Here is a 15,681-nt window from a genome sequence, read left to right as displayed (position 1 = left end):
CATGGGTCAGGGAGTCGACCACGACCTATTCCTCGGCGAAGCGGATTCGGCAGGGCTATGGCTATTTGTGGTGGACCCTTCCCGAGGACATTTGGGGAAAGAACGCCTTCTACGCGTCGGGCTATGGCGGCCAGATCATCGCCGTTGTGCCGGCCAAACGGCTGGTGGTCGTGCAAACCGTTGATCTGAGCCAAAATCCTAAGGGCGTCCGGACAAGCGCCTTCATCGACTTTTTAAAGGCGATCGCCTCCGCTTCGCGGCAAAGGGTTGGGCCGCAGCGCATGATGACCGAGCACCCCGAGAGCCGGCAGATCGCGGCCCAAGCGAGAGGGCGCTCAATGGTCGGTCGGGGCGCGCAGCAATTCAAATATGTGGGACGAAATGAGGGTGCTTGGGCTCAGCCAGTCCTAAAACGCCTTGTAAATCAGGGCTTTAGTCTAAAAACTGGCGGAGGGAGCGGGATTCGAACCCGCGATACGGTTTCCCGTATACACACTTTCCAGGCGTGCGCCTTCAACCACTCGGCCACCCCTCCGTCACCGGCCTGGGGCCGGGTGCTTCGATCGCGGCGGGACCGGCCCGCGAACCATCGAAGAGGCGCGGAATATAGCGAAGCGCGCCACTCTGGCAAGCGCCGCGCACGCGGACGTGCCGGCAATCGTGTCGGGCTGTTGAAAAGCGCCGTCTCGGGCGCTCCCGCGGCCCGATTTGCCGGCATCCTGCGCGCGTCCGGCGGCCCGGCCCGGGCGCCAAGGGGCTGCCGCGCGCCAGGCGGTGCTGGCGCACCCGAGTCAGTCCAGCGGAGGGCCGATGGCGGTGATGGCGCAGCTGGCGGCGTCGGCCTTAGGACCCATCAGGTTCACCCGGTCCTGGCCGGTCGCGCCGGCGACGATGTTATAGATTGTGGTATCCGCCGAACCCGCCGGCTTGCCCTTGGCGGTGAAGCTGCACGCGACCGTGACCGAGCCGACCGTGGCGGCGGTGTTGTTGGCCACCGTCACTCCCATCACCGTGCCCACATCATTGGTGAACAGGTCGCCATGGGTGAGCGACAGGCCGGCGAAGCGGGCATCGCCCGCCTGCGCAAGGGCGACTGGCGCGGCCCCGGGCAGGACGAGCGCCGCAACCGGCAGGACCGCCAGCGACAGGGCGGCGAGAAGGGCGCGGCGGCGAAAATGCGTGTGCGACATGAAGGGCCTCGCGGTCCGGCGCGGCGTCCGGACCGGAACTCGGGCTGCAAGCTCGCCGCGCCGGTGCAGCCTAGTCGATGCGCGGTAAAAGTCGAGCCGTCCGGGCGCCTCGAACGCAGGCGGCCGCTCCCCGTCGCGGCAGCCAAACCGGGAGAGGGGCCGGCCGCGCAAGATTTTGAGGGGCGGCTCGCGGTCGGCAGGCTCGATCGCCGCCAAAATGGTGCCTAAATGCCGCGTGCAATCCGAATGAGGTGAACTATAGCGACGGTTTCCGGCGGAGAAAGAGCCGGCCGAAGCGGGATTCGGCGCTCCCTGGGGCGGCCGAATGTGCAAGATCACGTTTGTACATTTCTCTATTTTCTATTTCTGGAATGTTTCTTTTTATTGAATACGTGAAAGTAGGCGCAACTAGACAAGGGGGCGGTCGGCGGTATAGTCCGGTGGCGGAAATGGCGCCACGGGAGAGTGGAATGGGTCCGAGCGTGAGTAAGGCCGGTTGGTGGCGTGCGGGAGCCGGTTTGCTCGGCGTCGGGATGGTGTCCGTGCTGCTGGCGGCGTGCTCGGAAGAGAACAAATATGTCCCGCCCCCGCCGCCGCAGGTGACGGTTGCCGCGCCCGTGCAGCAGGCGGTGACGCAGTATCTGGAATTCACCGGCAACACCGCTTCCATCAACACGGTCGATCTGGTCGCCCGTGTCGAAGGCTTCCTGATGTCGATCGACTATAAGGACGGCGCGGTGATGAAGAAGGGCGACCGCCTCTTCCTCATCCAGCAGGACACCTATCAGGCCAATCTCGACCAGGCCAAGGCCCAGCTGGCCTCGGCTGAGGCTCAGCTCACCAATAACGAAGCCGAATATCAGCGTCAGTCGACGCTCGGCCAGCAGGACTTCTCCTCGCAGGCGACGGTCGACAAGGCGCGCGCGGCGCGGGACCAGGCTGTCGCCTCGGTGGACGCGGCCAAGGCCAATATCGAGATCGCCACCATCAATCTCGGCTACACCACGGTGCTGGCGCCGTTTGACGGCATCGTCACCCGCCACCTCGCCGATGTCGGCCAACTGGTTGGCCACACCGAGCCGACCAAGCTCGCCACCATCGTGCAGATGAACCCGATCTACGCCTATTTCAACATCGGCGAGAACCAGGTCCTGCGGATCAAGCAGGCGCTGGCGGCGCAGGGCCGCACGATCGAGGATGTGAAAGAGATCGAGATCGATCTCGGCCTGCAGGACGAGGGCGACGCTTACCCGCACAAGGGCCGGCTCGACTATGTGTCGCCGGAAGTCGACCCCGCCACCGGCACGCTGCTGGTGCGCGGCGTGTTCGACAACCCGACGCTGGAGCTGCTGCCCGGCCTGTTCGTGCGCGTGCGTATCCCCGCCAAGCAGATTCCCAATGCCTTCCTCGTCGCCGATACGGCGATCGGCACCGCGCAGCAGGGCAAATATGTGCTGGTGGTGAACAAGGACGACGTGGTCGAGCAGAAGATCGTCACCGTCGGCCAGCAGATCGGCGAGTACCGGGTGATCGAATCCGGCCTTGCGGCCGGCGATCGCGTGGTGGTGGGCGGCATCCAGCGGGCGACGCCGGGCTCGAAGGTCGCGCCGGTCGAGGGCAAGGCGGATGGCAGCGCGGCGGGGACACCCGACGCGGCCACTACCGACGCGGCCAAGACCGAGCCGACAAAGACCGACGCTGCCAAGAACGGGAGCGCGACCCCGGCCAAGCCGGCGAACTGACCGCCGGCTGATTGCCAGTGGCACGGCCGCCGCACGACGACGCTCCGAACGCCTGCCAAGACCCCGCGACCCGATACCCCGCGACTTTCGCTCCGGCCCGCATGAACCGAAGGCCCGTCACATGATCTCCCGCTTCTTTATCGAACGGCCGGTCCTCGCCAACGTTCTCGCGCTGGTCTTCGTGCTGATCGGCGCCGTCGCGCTCTACTCGCTGCCGGTGGCGCAATATCCCAACGTCGTGCCCCCGACCATCCAGGTGACGACGCTCTATCCCGGCGCCAGCGCCCGCACGCTGGTCGACACCGTCGCGCTGCCGATCGAGCAGCAGGTGAACGGCGTCGAGGACATGCTTTACATGCAGTCCACCAGCGCCAGCGACGGCACCTACTCGCTGACCGTGACCTTCGCCATCGGCACCGACCCGAACATGGCGCAGGTGCTGGTGCAGAACCGCGTCGCCATCGCCCTCGCCTCGCTGCCGCAGGCGGTGCAGGTGCAGGGCGTGACCACGCAGATCAAGTCGACTGCGATCCTTCAGTTCGTCACGCTCTATTCGCCGGAAGGGCAGTTCGACAGCCTGTTCCTGGCCAATTACGGCGTCATCAATCTTGAGAACGAGATTGCCCGCCTCGATGGTGTCGGCAATGTAAGCGTCTTCGGCGCGGGCAATTATGCGATGCGCGTCTGGCTCAATCCGGACGAATTGCAGGCACGCCAGCTCACCCCGCAGGACGTGATCGACGCGATCCAGCAGCAGAGCCAGGAAGTGGCGTCCGGCGTGGTCGGCATGCCGCCGGTGCCGAAGGGCCAGAACTTCCAGTTCACCCTGTCGATGGATGGCCGGCTCAACGACGTCGCCGACTATGAGAACATCATCGTCAAGGTGTCGAACGCCGATGGCGGGCGCATCACGCGGCTGCGCGACGTAGCGCGGGTCGAGATTGGCGCGCAGACCTACAGCCAGATCTTCACCTTCAACGACAAGCCAGCGGCGGCGCTCGGTATCTACCAGCTTCCGGAGGCGAACTCGCTGCAGGTGGCGACTGAGGTGCGGGCCAAGATGGAGGAGCTCTCCAAGAGCTTCCCACCCGGCCTTTCCTATGCCGTGCCGTTCGACACCACCGTGTTCGTGAATGCCTCGATTTCCGAGGTCTACGTCACACTGTTCGAGGCCGGCATCCTCGTGCTCATCGTCATCCTGGTGTTCCTGCAGGACTGGCGGGCGATGCTGGTGCCAGCGACTACGGTGCCGGTGACGATCATTGGCACCTTCGCCGCCATGGCGGCGATGGGCTTCACGGTCAACCTGTCCACCCTGTTCGCGATCGTGCTGGCCATCGGCATCGTGGTCGACGACGCCATCGTCATCGTCGAAGGGGTGGCGCGCCATATCGAGAAGGGCCTGCCTGGCCGCGAGGCCGCCGAAAAGGCGATGGACGAACTGCTCGGGCCGATCATCGGCATCACCCTGGTGCTGATGGCGGTGTTCCTGCCGGCGGCGTTCATGCCCGGCCTCACCGGCCAGATGTACAAGCAGTTCGCGCTGGTCATCGCCGCCACCGCCTTCATCTCGGCGATCAACGCGCTGACGCTGAAGCCCACCCAGTGCGCGCTGTGGCTGCGCAAGCCGGTGCCGGAAGGCCAGCGCAATTTCTTCTACCGGGGCTTCAACGCTGTCTACAACAAGGCCGAGCACTGGTATGCCGGCCTGATCCACCACATGGTCAAGGCGAGCGCGGTAGTGGTCACCATCGGCTTGGTGCTGATTGGCCTCGCGATATGGGGCCTCACCCGGGTGCCCACCGGCTTCCTGCCGACCGAGGACCAAGGCTATGTGCTTATCGGCGCGCAGCTTCCCGATGCGGCCTCGCTGCAGCGCACCACCGCGGTGATGAGCCAGATTTCCGAAATCGCCGGGAAGACGCCGGGGGTGAAGGACGTCATCGCCATTTCCGGCGTTTCGGTGCTCGACAACAACGCCACCCTCGCCAATGGCGGCGTCGCCTATGTCATGCTCAATCCGTGGGACGAGCGCGACAAGGCCGGACAGGGGCTGCGCGACATCTATGACACGCTGAACAAGGAGCTGCAGCAGGTCGACGAGGCCTTCACCTTCGTGCTGGTGCCGCCGGCGATCCAGGGCGTGGGCAATGCCTCCGGCTTCACCATGATGCTCCAGCAGAGGGACGGCAGCTTCGATTTTTCCGAGCTTCAGGCGGTGACGCAGCAGATCCTCGCCAATGCCTCGACCCAGTCGGCACTGCAGCGCCTGTCCACCTCGTTCCGCGCCAACGTTCCGCAGCTGCTGCTCAAGATCAACCGCATCAAGGCCGAGACGCTGGGCGTGACAGTGGGGCAGGTGTTCTCGACTGTGCAGGGCTATGTCGGCTCCAGCTACGTCACCCAGTTCAACGAGTTCGGGCAGACCTTCCAAGCCTATATCCAGTCCGAGCCCGATTTCCGCCGCACGCCGGAGGAAATCCTCAACCTGAAGATCCGCACCCCGGAAGGCGTCATGGTGCCGCTCGGCACGCTGGCCGAGGTGGAGCCCGCCTTCGGCCCGCCGCTGATCACGCTGTATAATCTCTACCCCGCCACCACGATCCAGGGTGGCCCGGCGCCCGGCTTCTCGTCCGGCCAGGCACTCGACATCATGGATCAGGTCGCCGACGCGACGATGCCGGCTGGCATGGGCTCCAGCTGGACCGCCATGTCCTATCAGGAGGAGGTGGTTGGCAACGAGGTCTACTTCGTCTTCGGCCTCGCCATCCTGCTGGTCTATTTCGTGCTCGCCGGCCAGTATGAGAGCTGGGTGCTGCCGTTCTCGGTGCTGCTGGCCGTGCCGCTCGCCCTGCTCGGCACCGTCGTGGCGCTCACCGGCGTGGGGATCTCCAACAACCTCTACACCCAGATCGGATTGATCCTTCTGATCGCGCTCTCGGCCAAGAACGCCATTCTGATCGTGGAGTTCGCACGCGAGAAACGGGCCGAGGGGATGGAGATCGTGGAGGCGGCGACCGAGGCCGCGCGGCTGCGATTCCGGCCGATCCTGATGACCTCCTTCGCCTTCATCCTCGGCGTGCTGCCGCTGGTGCTGGCCACCGGCGCGGGCGCCGCCTCGCGCAAGTCGATCGGCATCGCGGTGTTCTCCGGCATGCTCGCCTCCACCTGCCTCGCCGTGCTGTTCGTGCCCTCCTTCTACACGGTGCTGCAGCGCTTCGAGGAATGGCGTGTGCGCGGCAAGGCGCCGGCCGGCACCGTGCCGCCCGCCTCGGGCGAGGGAACCGCGCATTCGGCGTGAGCCGGCGCGGAAGCGGCAGGCAGGCCTGTGCGGGTGTGGGGCGCCCGCGCGAGCCTTCGCTCTCGTGCCGAGCGTCGGCATCCCAACTTCGCGTCCCTTTTCGCGTGCCTCTCGCCTCAATTCGCGCCACTGTGCTGGCGCCGGGCTAGGCGGCGCCGGGGCAGCCGGCGGCGGCGGCCTTGGGCGGTCGCCCCATTGCCCTGCGGCACGATTCCTGCGTTCATCACAGGGTTCCGCCCCGCTGGCCGCTTCCGGGCGCGTGCGGCGTCGTCTTCGTCTGTCGGTTGGTGCCTATGACAATCTTCGCGAGCCTGCATCACGTCACGGCCTACACCTATGACCGCCCGGTCCTGCTCGGGCCCCAGATCATCCGGCTGCGCCCGGCGCCCCATTGCCGAACCCCGGTGCAGAGCTATTCGCTCAAGGTCACGCCTTCCAATCATTTCGTGAACTGGCAGCAGGACCCGTTCGGCAACTGGATGGCCCGCTTCGTCTTCCCGGAGAAGGCGACCGAGTTCCGGGTCGAGGTCGACCTCATCGCCGACATGACGGTCTACAACCCGTTCGACTTCTTCATCGAGGAATATGCCGAGCGGCTGCCCTTCGCCTATCCGCCCGGCCTCGCCAAGGAGCTGATCCCTTATCTGGAGCGCGAGGAGGGTGGGCCGCTTCTCGACGCCTTCGTCGACAGCATCCAGCCCCCCGCCGGCGCCATGACGGTGGACTATCTGGTTGAGCTGAACCAGAAGGTGCAGCAGCATGTCGGCTATCTCATCCGGCTGGAGCCGGGCGTGCAGACGCCGGAAGAGACGTTGTCGCGGGCGTCCGGCTCCTGCCGCGATTCCGGCTGGCTGCTGGTGCAGGTGCTGCGCTGGCTCGGCCTCGCCGCCCGCTTTGTCTCCGGCTATCTCATCCAGCTCAAGCCCGACGTGAAGGCGCTGGAAGGCCCGACCGGCACCGAGGTCGATTTCACTGATCTTCATGCCTGGTGCGAGGTCTATCTGCCCGGCGCCGGCTGGATCGGCCTCGACCCCACCTCCGGCCTCCTGTGCGGCGAGAGCCATCTGCCACTCTGCGCCACGCCCAACCCGTCCTCGGCGGCGCCGATCACCGGAGGCTTCACCGCGGAGGAGGGGACGAAGACCGAGTTCGAGTTCAACATGCGGGTGACGCGGGTGGCGGAAAAGCCGCGCGTCACGCTGCCCTTTTCGGACGAGGCCTGGGAGGCGCTCGACGCGCTCGGCGACCGGGTGGATGCCGATCTGGCGGCGCAGGATGTGCGCCTCACCATGGGCGGCGAGCCGACCTTCATTTCCATCGACGATTATCAGGGCGCCGAGTGGAACACCTCGGCGGTGGGCCCGACCAAGCGGGCGCGGGCGGACGAGCTGATCCGCCGCCTGCGCACGCGCTTCGCGCCCGGCGGCATGCTGCATTACGGCCAGGGCAAATGGTATCCCGGCGAAAGCCTGCCGCGCTGGACCTTCTCGCTCTACTGGCGCAAGGACGGCAAGCCGATCTGGCGCGATCCGACGCTGGTCGCCGCCGAGACGCAGGCGGGCGCCACCATCGCCGAGGCGCAGAACTTCATCGAGACGCTGGCCGACAGCCTCGGCGTCGGCGCCGGTTATGCCGAGCCGGCCTATGAGGACCCCGCGCACTGGATTCTCAAGGAAGGCGACCTGCCGGACAATGTCGATCCGTTCGACACCAAGCTGGAGGATGCCGAGACACGCGCCCGCTTTGCCCGCGTCTTCGCGCGCGGGCTGGGCACGCCGAGCGGTTATGTGCTGCCGATCCAGCGCTGGCAGGCCCGCGCCTCGCGCGGTTGGATCAGCGAGAAGTGGCGCTTCCGGCGCGGGCGCATGTTTCTGGTGCCGGGCGATTCGCCGGCCGGCTTCCGCCTGCCGCTGGCTAGCCTGCCCTGGGTGCCGCCCGCCGCCTACCCCTATGTGAACCCCGCCGACCCGATGACCATCACCGGCGAACTGCCGGATGCCGAGGTGCTGCACCAGCGCTATCGCCGCTCGGCGAGCGAGGAGCCCTCGCAGGGGCAGGTCGACCAGGTGCTCACCGGCACTGGCTCGGTCCGCACCGCCCTGACCGTCGAGCCGCGCGACGGGCGGCTCTGCGTGTTCATGCCGCCGACCGAGCGGCTGGAGGATTATCTGGAACTGCTCGCCGCCATCGAGGTGACGGCGGCCGAGCTGAAACTGCCTGTACATATCGAGGGCTACACCCCGCCGATCGATCCGCGCCTCAATGTCATCCGCGTGGCGCCTGATCCGGGCGTCATCGAGGTCAATGTCCATCCCGCCGCCAATTGGAAGACCTGCGTCGAGATCACCCGCGACCTCTATGAGGAGGCCCGGCTGTCGCGCCTCGGCACCGAGAAGTTCATGGTCGACGGCCGCCACACCGGCACGGGCGGCGGCAACCATGTGGTGGTGGGCGGCGCCATGCCGGCGGACAGCCCGTTCCTGCGCCGGCCGGACCTGTTGAAGAGCCTCATCACCTATTGGCAGCGCCACCCGGCGCTGTCCTACTTGTTCTCCGGCCTGTTCATCGGCCCGACCAGCCAGGCGCCGCGCGTCGACGAGGCGCGCCATGACGCCCTGTACGAGCTGGAAATCGCCATGGCGAACGTGCCGACGCCCGGCAAGGGGATGGCGCCGCCGCCCTGGCTGGTCGACCGGCTGTTCCGCAACCTGCTCACCGACGTCACCGGCAACACCCATCGTTCCGAGATCTGCATCGACAAGCTGTTCTCGCCGGACGGGCCGACCGGCCGCCTCGGCCTGGTCGAGTTCCGCTCCTTCGAGATGCCGCCGGACTGGCGCATGTCGCTCGCCCAGCAATTGCTGCTGCGCGCGCTCATCGCCTGGTTCTGGCGCGAGCCGCAGGAAGGCAAGCTCGCCCGCTGGGGCACGGCGCTGGCCGACCGCTTCATGCTGCCGCATTTCGTCTGGGCCGACTTCATGGACGTGCTGCACGACCTGGGCCGCGCCGGCTACCGGGTCGACCCGATGTGGTTCGAGGCGCAGCGCGAGTTCCGCTTCCCCTATTTCGGCCAGGTCGAGCGCGGCGGGGTGACGCTGGAACTGCGCCAGGCGCTGGAGCCGTGGAACGTGCTGGGCGAGGAGGGGGCGGCCGGCGGCACGGTGCGCTTCGTCGATTCCTCGGTGGAGCGGCTTCAGGTGCGGGTGGAGAGCCTGAACCCGATCCGCCACGTCGTCGCCTGCAATGGCCGCCGCCTGCCGCTGATGCCGACCGGGCGCTTCGGCGAATATGTCGCCGGCGTGCGCTTCAAGGCGTGGCAGCCGGCCTCCGGCCTGCACCCGACCATCCCGGTGCAGGCGCCGCTGACCTTCGACATCGTCGACCTGTGGTCGAACCGCTCGCTGGGAGGCTGCGTCTACCATGTCGCCCATCCCGGTGGGCGCAACTACGAGACCTTCCCGGTGAATTCCTATGAGGCGCAGGCAAGGCGGCTGGCGCGCTTCCAGGATCTCGGCCATACGCCGGGCTATCTGTTCATCCCGCCCGAGGAGCCTTCCACCGAATTCCCCGCGACGCTGGACCTGCGCCGCCCGGCCCGGATTTGACGCGCCTTGCTGGTTCATTAACGCCACAGGTCCGACCTTTGGCGCGCAGGGGGCGTGCGGTGGGGGCATGGGGATGGTATGCCCATCCTTTGCGGCGCTGAGAGGGAGCCATGCCCGTTCGCACCGAACCGCAGGCGCGCACGCGCCGCTTCGAAGAAGCGGCCGTTGAGGCGCTGCTGGCGCAGTACAAGCCGCTTCCCGGCGTTCACGATGAACTCGTGGATGGCGACGGGCGTCCGCGCGCGCACTGGACCTCGCTCTTGGCGGCGCTGGCCGAGATGGGCGTGGAGGAGGTCAACCGGCGATTCCGCGCCGCCGACCGCCATCTCTATCGCTCGGGCGTGTTCTACCGTGTCTATGACGACCCCAATGGCGGCGAGCGGCCCTGGCCGATCTCGCATCTGCCGCTCGTCATCGACGCCACCGAATGGCGGGCGCTGGAGCGCGGGCTGATCCAGCGCGCGCAGATGATGGAAGGGCTGCTCTCCGACCTTTATGGCGAGGGCAAGCTGGTCGGCTCGGGCGCGCTGCCGGCGGCGGTGGTGGCGGGGAACCCGGATTTCCTGCGCCCCATGGTCGGCGTCGACCCGCATGGCGGCAGCTTTCTCAAGATCTACGCCGCCGATATCGGGCGCGGGCCGGACGGCAATTGGTGGGTGCTCTCCGACCGCACCCAGTCGCCCTCGGGCGCCGGCTACGCGCTGGAAAACCGCATCGCCATTGCCAGAGCGCTGCCGGACCTCGCCCGCTCGCTCAACGTCATGCGCCTTGCCGGTTATTTCCAGGGGCTGCGGGCGGGGCTGACCCGGCTCGACCGTTCCGGCGAGGGGCGGGTGGGGCTGCTCACCCCTGGCCCGCTGAACGAGACCTATTTCGAGCACGCCTATCTCGCCCGCTATCTCGGCTTCGTGCTGCTGGAGGGTGACGACCTCACGGTGCGCGACAACATCGTCTATGTCCGCACCGTTGCCGGGCTGAAGCGGGTCGACGTGCTGCTGCGCCGCCTCGATGCCGATTATGCCGACCCGCTGGAGCTCAATCCCTCCTCGCGGCTCGGCGTGCCCGGGCTGATGCAGGCGATCCGCGCCGGCGGGGTGGCGGTGGTGAACGCGCTCGGTGCCGGCGTGGTGGAAGCCCCCGCCATGATGGGCTTCCTGCCCCGGCTCGGGCGGCAGGTGCTGGGCGAGGCGCCGATCCTGCCCAATGTCGCGACCTGGTGGTGCGGCCAGAAGGCGGAGCGCGAGCGCGTGCTCGACAATCTCGACGACCTCGTGCTCTCTCCCGCCTTCCGCCGGGCGGTGCCGGGGGCGCTGGAGGACGGGCCGGTGATCGGTGCCGATCTCGATCCCGTTCGCCGCGCGGCGGTGCAACACGCCATCCGCACCCGCGGTGTCGACATTGTCGGCCAGGAGGCGGTGCGCTTGTCCACCATGCCGGTGTGGAGCAATGGGCGGCTGGAGCCGCGCCCCTTCATCCTGCGCATCTTCGTCGCCGCCACCGAATCGGGGTGGACCGTCATGCCCGGCGGCTTTTGCCGCGTCTCCGACAGTCTCGACGCCCGCGCCGTGTCGATGCAGGGCGGCGGCCGCTCGGCCGATGTCTGGGTGCTGGACGCCGCGCCGGTGGAGCAGACCACGCTGCTGCCGGCCCCCGATGCGGTGGAGGTGAAGCGCCAGACCGGCCCGCTGCCCAGCCGCGCGGCCGATAATTTCTTCTGGCTCGGGCGCTATGTCGAGCGGGCGGAATGCACGCTGCGCCTGCTGCGCACGCTGGCCGGCCGGCTCTCTTCCACCGCCGATGGCGGCGGCGGCTCGGTGCCGGCGCTGCTCGACCTGCTGCAGTCCTGGGGGGCGGTGCCGGACGAACTGACCCGTGCCCGCCCGATCCGCCATGTGCTGGCGGCGCTGACCCGGCGCGACCGGCCCGGCGCCATTCCGAACCTCATCGACAATGCCCGCCACACCGCCTCGGTCATCCGTGACCGGCTCTCCCCCGATGCCTGGCGCACGCTGGCCGATCTCGGCCTGATGATGGCGGAGCCGGCTCCTGCGGGCAGCGCCGAGCCTGACGCCTATGAGCGTGCCGACCGGGCACTGCGGGCGCTGGCCGCCTTTTCCGGCCTCGCCTCGGAAAACATGAACCGGCTGGCCGGCTGGCGCTTCCTCGATCTCGGCCGCCGTATCGAGCGCGCCATCGCGGTGTGCCGCTTCGCCCGCGCGCTGGTGGGCGAGACGCCGAGCGCAAGCACGCTCGATGTGCTGCTGGAACTGTGCGACAGCCAGATCACCTATCGCTCGCGCTATGTGATGGTGGAGAGCCGGGCGCCGGTGCTCGATCTGGTGCTGCTCGACCCGGTCAACCCGCGCTCGCTCGCCTTCCAGATCGCTGCCATCAGCGACCATCTCGACGTGCTGCCCGGCCATGCCGGCGATGCGCTGCCGCCGCCGGAGGAGCGTCTTGTCGCCCGGCTTTCGGCGACGATGAAGGCCTTCGACGCGGTGGAGTTCGATGATGCCCGCCTCAGCCAGATAGAGGCCCGGCTGATGGAACTCTCCAATGACGTGGCGGAGCGCTATTTCATCCACCGCCAGCCGGTGGAGACGCCGTGGGACCTGCTGGCATGAAATACGATATTCACCAGAGCACGGCCTATTCCTATGCCTCGGCGGTGCCGGTGGCGCGCCATGTGGTGCGGATGGTGCCGGTGGAGCGGTCGAACCAGCGCGTGGTCGCCAGCCATTTCGCGGTCGAGCCCGAGCCGGTGGAATGGACCGAGACCCGGGATTTCTTCGGCAACAAGGTGGTGCATATCCGCATCGAGACCCCGCACCGCAGCTTCACGGTGAAGACGCGGGCGCGGGTAGAGGTGGAGGCCCCGCCGGCGGTTGCGCCCGACTCTGGGCCCTCCTGGGAGGAGACGCGCGAGGCTGCCAATGGCAGCACCGACCTTTCCGGCCTCTCGCCGGCGCATTTCCTGTTTCCCAGTCCCGCTGTGGCGCTGAGCGCGCCGATCACCGCCTGGGCGGCGGAGAGTTTCCCTCCCGGCCGGCCGATGCTCGCCGGGGCGGTGGACCTGATGAACCGGCTCTTTGCCGACTTCACCTATGATCCCCGCGCCACCGACGTCTCGACCCCGGCGCTGGCGGCATTCGAGCTGCGGGCCGGGGTGTGCCAGGATTTCGCCCATATCATGATCGCCGGCCTGCGCGGGCTCGGCCTGCCGGCGGCCTATGTCTCCGGCTTCCTGCGCACCGAGCCGCCGCCGGGCAAGGAGCGGCTGCAGGGCGCCGACGCCACCCATGCCTGGGTTTCGGTCTGGTGCGGGGCGGAGATCGGCTGGCAGGGGCTCGACCCGACCAATGCCCTCATCGTCGCCACCGATCATGTCGTACTGGCGGTGGGCCGCGACTACACCGATGTCGCGCCGATCGGCGGCGTGATCTTCGGCTCCGGCAAGCAGAAGCTGAAGGTCGAGGTCGACGTCATTCCGATGCTGGACGATACGGCCGCCGCGCCGAAAGGGTAGGGTGGGCCTCCGCCGCCCCGCCAACTCTCCTTTCCTGGCCCGCGCCGGGATGGCAGCCTGTGCCAAACGATCCCGAACGTCTGGGGGCCCGGATCACGCCCGGCCATGAGGGAGGTCGGGGCGGCCACGAGCCCCTCATCGGTCGCCGCAGATGCGGCGGGGCGGTGTTGTCGATTCAATCGCGGGCCAAAGCGCTTTAGAGATAGGTGGGACGCCCCCGAATCGCGCGCCGAAACGCGCCGCCGCCGAGCACGCCGCCATGACCGACACCGCCCGCCCCGCCCCGTCCGCCCGCGACGAGGACGGCTTTCTCGCCAGCCTCGCGGTCTATCTGCGCCGGCGCGTGCTTATCGTCGTGCTGCTGGGCTTTTCTTCCGGCCTGCCGCTGGCATTGTCGGGCGCCACGCTGACCATCTGGATGGCCGAGGCGCAGGTGAACCTCACCACGATCGGCCTCTTCGCGCTGGTCGGGGTCCCGTATAATTTCAAGTTCATCTGGGCGCCGCTGGTGGATGCGCTCGACGTGCCGCTGCTGGGGCGCTGGCTCGGACGGCGGCGCGGCTGGCTGGTGTTCACCCAGCTTCTACTCGTGCTGGCCGTCGCCTGGCTCGGCTTTCAGGACCCGGTGCTCTCGCCCTGGCACGTCGCCTTCGGCGCCCTGCTGGTCGCCACCGCCTCGGCGACGCAGGACATCGTGGTCGATGCCTTCCGCGTCGAGAGCCTGGAGGTGCGCGAGCAGGCCGCCGGCATGGCCGGCTATGTCGCCGCCTACCGGGTCGGCATGCTGGCCTCCGGCGCCGGCGTGGTGCTGCTGGTGGCGTGGTTCGAGGTGCTGGGCGTGCCGCGCGCCGAGGTGTGGGCGTGGGGCTATCTCGCCGCCGCCGCCATGGTCGGCGTCGGGCTGTTCGCCGCGCTGATGGCCAAAGAGCCGCCGGTGCCGGCCGACGCGCCGCCACGCGAGGCCAAGGTGGCCAAGCGGGTGGTGCAGACGGCGTTGGGCGCCTTTTCCGAGTTCCTCACCCGCAACAGCGCCGTTGCCATCCTGCTCTTCGTGGTGCTGTTCAAGTTCTGCGATGCCTTTGCCGGCACGTTGACCGGCGCCTTCGTCATCGGCATCGGCTTCGACAAGGCGACCTATGCCGGCGTGGTCAAGGGGGTGGGCTTCGCGGCGGCGCTGCTTGGCGGCTTTGCCGGCGGGGTGATCGCCCGCGCGCTGCCGCTTTCCACCGCGCTCTGGGTGGGGGGAATCCTGCAGATGCTCTCCAACCTCGCCTTTTCCTGGCAGGCCTGGATGGGCGTGAACGTGCCGGCGCTGATGACGACCATCGTGGTCGAGAACTTCGCCGGCGCGATCGGCACGGTGATCTTCGTCGCCTATATCTCGGCGCTGTGCGGCAACCGGGCCCACACCGCCACCCAATACGCGCTGCTGACCGCGCTGGCGGCGGTGGGGCGGACCTTCCTCGCCTCCTCCGCCGGTTTCGTTGCGGTGGAGACGGGGTGGATCGTGTTCTTCGCCATCACCTCCGTCGCCGCCCTGCCGGGGCTGGCGCTGCTGGCCTATCTGCAGGCGCGCGGCCATTTCCGCGAGCTAGCCGCCAGCGGAAGGTGAAGCGGCAGCGCTGCAGCCTGTATTCTGCAGCCGGCACGGGTCGCTGCCGGCTCAGAAACTGGAACGGGCTCGGATGGCGGCGGAGAGCGTGCCTTCGTCGAGATAGTCCAACTCGCCGCCCACCGGCACGCCATGGGCGAGGCGGGTGACCTTGACGTTCGCCTCGCGCAGAAGCTCGGTGATGTAGTGGGCCGTGGTCTGCCCATCGACCGTCGCGCCAAGTGCCAGAAGGACTTCCGTCACCGCGCCGCTCTGCACCCGCTGGACCAGCGAGGGCAGGTTGAGTTCGTCCGGGCCGATGCCGTCGAGCGGCGAGAGCGTGCCGCCGAGCACATGGTAGCGGGCATTCAGCGCGCCGGCCCGCTCCAGCGCCCAGAGGTCCGCCACATCGGCGACGACGATCAGCAGGGAGGGGTCGCGTGTGTCGTCGCAGCAGATCGAGCAGGGATCGCGCACATCGACATTGCCGCAGACCCGGCAGGTGCAGATCTTGCCCAGCACGTCCTCGAAGGCGCTGGCGAGCGGGCTCATCAGCTGCTCGCGCTTCTTGATCAGGTGCAGCGTCGCCCGGCGGGCCGAGCGAGGCCCGAGGCCGGGAACCCGGGCGAGCAGCTGGATCAGGCGTTCGATCTCGGGGCCGGCGACAGCGCGGGGCATGGCATCTCTCAAGGCCGGCATCGGTGCGGCCGGTCGCCGTCTCGTCTA

Annotated in this window: 8 protein-coding genes and 1 tRNA gene; 6 read left to right on the top strand and 3 right to left on the bottom strand. The window is 68.0% G+C overall.

The window, feature by feature from the left end:
• Positions 1-445 precede the first annotated feature (445 nt).
• Together BLO63_RS08270 and BLO63_RS08265 are read right to left on the bottom strand one after the other, a co-directional pair.
• Positions 446-535, bottom strand: a tRNA-Ser gene (locus BLO63_RS08270).
• Between the two features lie 256 nt (positions 536-791).
• Positions 792-1,190, bottom strand: coding sequence for a hypothetical protein (locus BLO63_RS08265; protein ID WP_091438717.1), 399 nt, complete (start codon positions 1,188-1,190; stop codon positions 792-794).
• A 533-nt stretch (positions 1,191-1,723) separates the two neighbouring features.
• Here BLO63_RS08265 and BLO63_RS08260 point away from each other — a divergent pair.
• From BLO63_RS08260 to BLO63_RS08235, 6 genes are all read left to right on the top strand, one after another.
• Positions 1,724-2,932 (top strand): efflux RND transporter periplasmic adaptor subunit, encoded by a 1,209-nt coding sequence (locus BLO63_RS08260; protein ID WP_091438715.1) that lies wholly within the window; start codon positions 1,724-1,726, stop codon positions 2,930-2,932.
• A gap of 121 nt (positions 2,933-3,053) precedes the next feature.
• Positions 3,054-6,233 (top strand): efflux RND transporter permease subunit, encoded by a 3,180-nt coding sequence (locus tag BLO63_RS08255; RefSeq protein ID WP_091438713.1) that lies wholly within the window; start codon positions 3,054-3,056, stop codon positions 6,231-6,233.
• Positions 6,234-6,526: 293 nt separating this feature from the next.
• A complete protein-coding gene (locus tag BLO63_RS08250) occupies positions 6,527-9,838 on the top strand; it encodes a transglutaminase family protein (protein WP_091438710.1) in 3,312 nt (1,103 codons plus the stop codon).
• Positions 9,839-9,948: 110 nt separating this feature from the next.
• Complete coding sequence (locus BLO63_RS08245) at positions 9,949-12,462, top strand: circularly permuted type 2 ATP-grasp protein (RefSeq protein WP_091438707.1); 2,514 nt, start codon at positions 9,949-9,951, stop codon at positions 12,460-12,462.
• Positions 12,459-13,364 carry a transglutaminase family protein gene (locus tag BLO63_RS08240; RefSeq protein ID WP_091438705.1) on the top strand — a complete coding sequence of 302 codons (906 nt, stop codon included), beginning with the start codon at positions 12,459-12,461 and terminating at the stop codon, positions 13,362-13,364. The genes BLO63_RS08245 and BLO63_RS08240 overlap by 4 nt, the downstream gene beginning before the upstream one ends.
• 259 nt (positions 13,365-13,623) lie before the next feature.
• Complete coding sequence (locus BLO63_RS08235; RefSeq protein WP_091438702.1) at positions 13,624-14,976, top strand: AmpG family muropeptide MFS transporter; 1,353 nt, start codon at positions 13,624-13,626, stop codon at positions 14,974-14,976.
• Positions 14,977-15,027: 51 nt separating this feature from the next.
• On the opposite strand, the gene recR is transcribed toward BLO63_RS08235, so the two are convergent.
• Complete coding sequence (gene recR, locus BLO63_RS08230; RefSeq protein WP_091438699.1) at positions 15,028-15,633, bottom strand: recombination mediator RecR; 606 nt, start codon at positions 15,631-15,633, stop codon at positions 15,028-15,030.
• Between the last annotated feature and the right edge of the window lie 48 nt (positions 15,634-15,681).

Origin of the sequence: Ancylobacter rudongensis (genome assembly GCF_900100155.1) — a bacterium.
Classification (GTDB): Bacteria; Pseudomonadota; Alphaproteobacteria; order Rhizobiales; family Xanthobacteraceae; genus Ancylobacter; species Ancylobacter rudongensis.
This window is presented reverse-complemented; position numbering and strand designations above follow the sequence as displayed.

Bases quoted from the DNA above. Each gene is read 5' to 3' on its own strand.
- recR (WP_091438699.1), bottom strand. From the start codon at position 15,633: ATGCCCCGCGCTGTCGCCGGCCCCGAGATCGAACGCCTGATCCAGCTG.
- BLO63_RS08255 (WP_091438713.1), top strand. From the start codon at position 3,054: ATGATCTCCCGCTTCTTTATCGAACGGCCGGTCCTCGCCAACGTTCTC.
- BLO63_RS08265 (WP_091438717.1), bottom strand. From the start codon at position 1,190: ATGTCGCACACGCATTTTCGCCGCCGCGCCCTTCTCGCCGCCCTGTCG.
- BLO63_RS08245 (WP_091438707.1), top strand. From the start codon at position 9,949: ATGCCCGTTCGCACCGAACCGCAGGCGCGCACGCGCCGCTTCGAAGAA.
- BLO63_RS08260 (WP_091438715.1), top strand. From the start codon at position 1,724: ATGGTGTCCGTGCTGCTGGCGGCGTGCTCGGAAGAGAACAAATATGTC.
- BLO63_RS08240 (WP_091438705.1), top strand. From the start codon at position 12,459: ATGAAATACGATATTCACCAGAGCACGGCCTATTCCTATGCCTCGGCG.
- BLO63_RS08235 (WP_091438702.1), top strand. From the start codon at position 13,624: ATGACCGACACCGCCCGCCCCGCCCCGTCCGCCCGCGACGAGGACGGC.
- BLO63_RS08250 (WP_091438710.1), top strand. From the start codon at position 6,527: ATGACAATCTTCGCGAGCCTGCATCACGTCACGGCCTACACCTATGAC.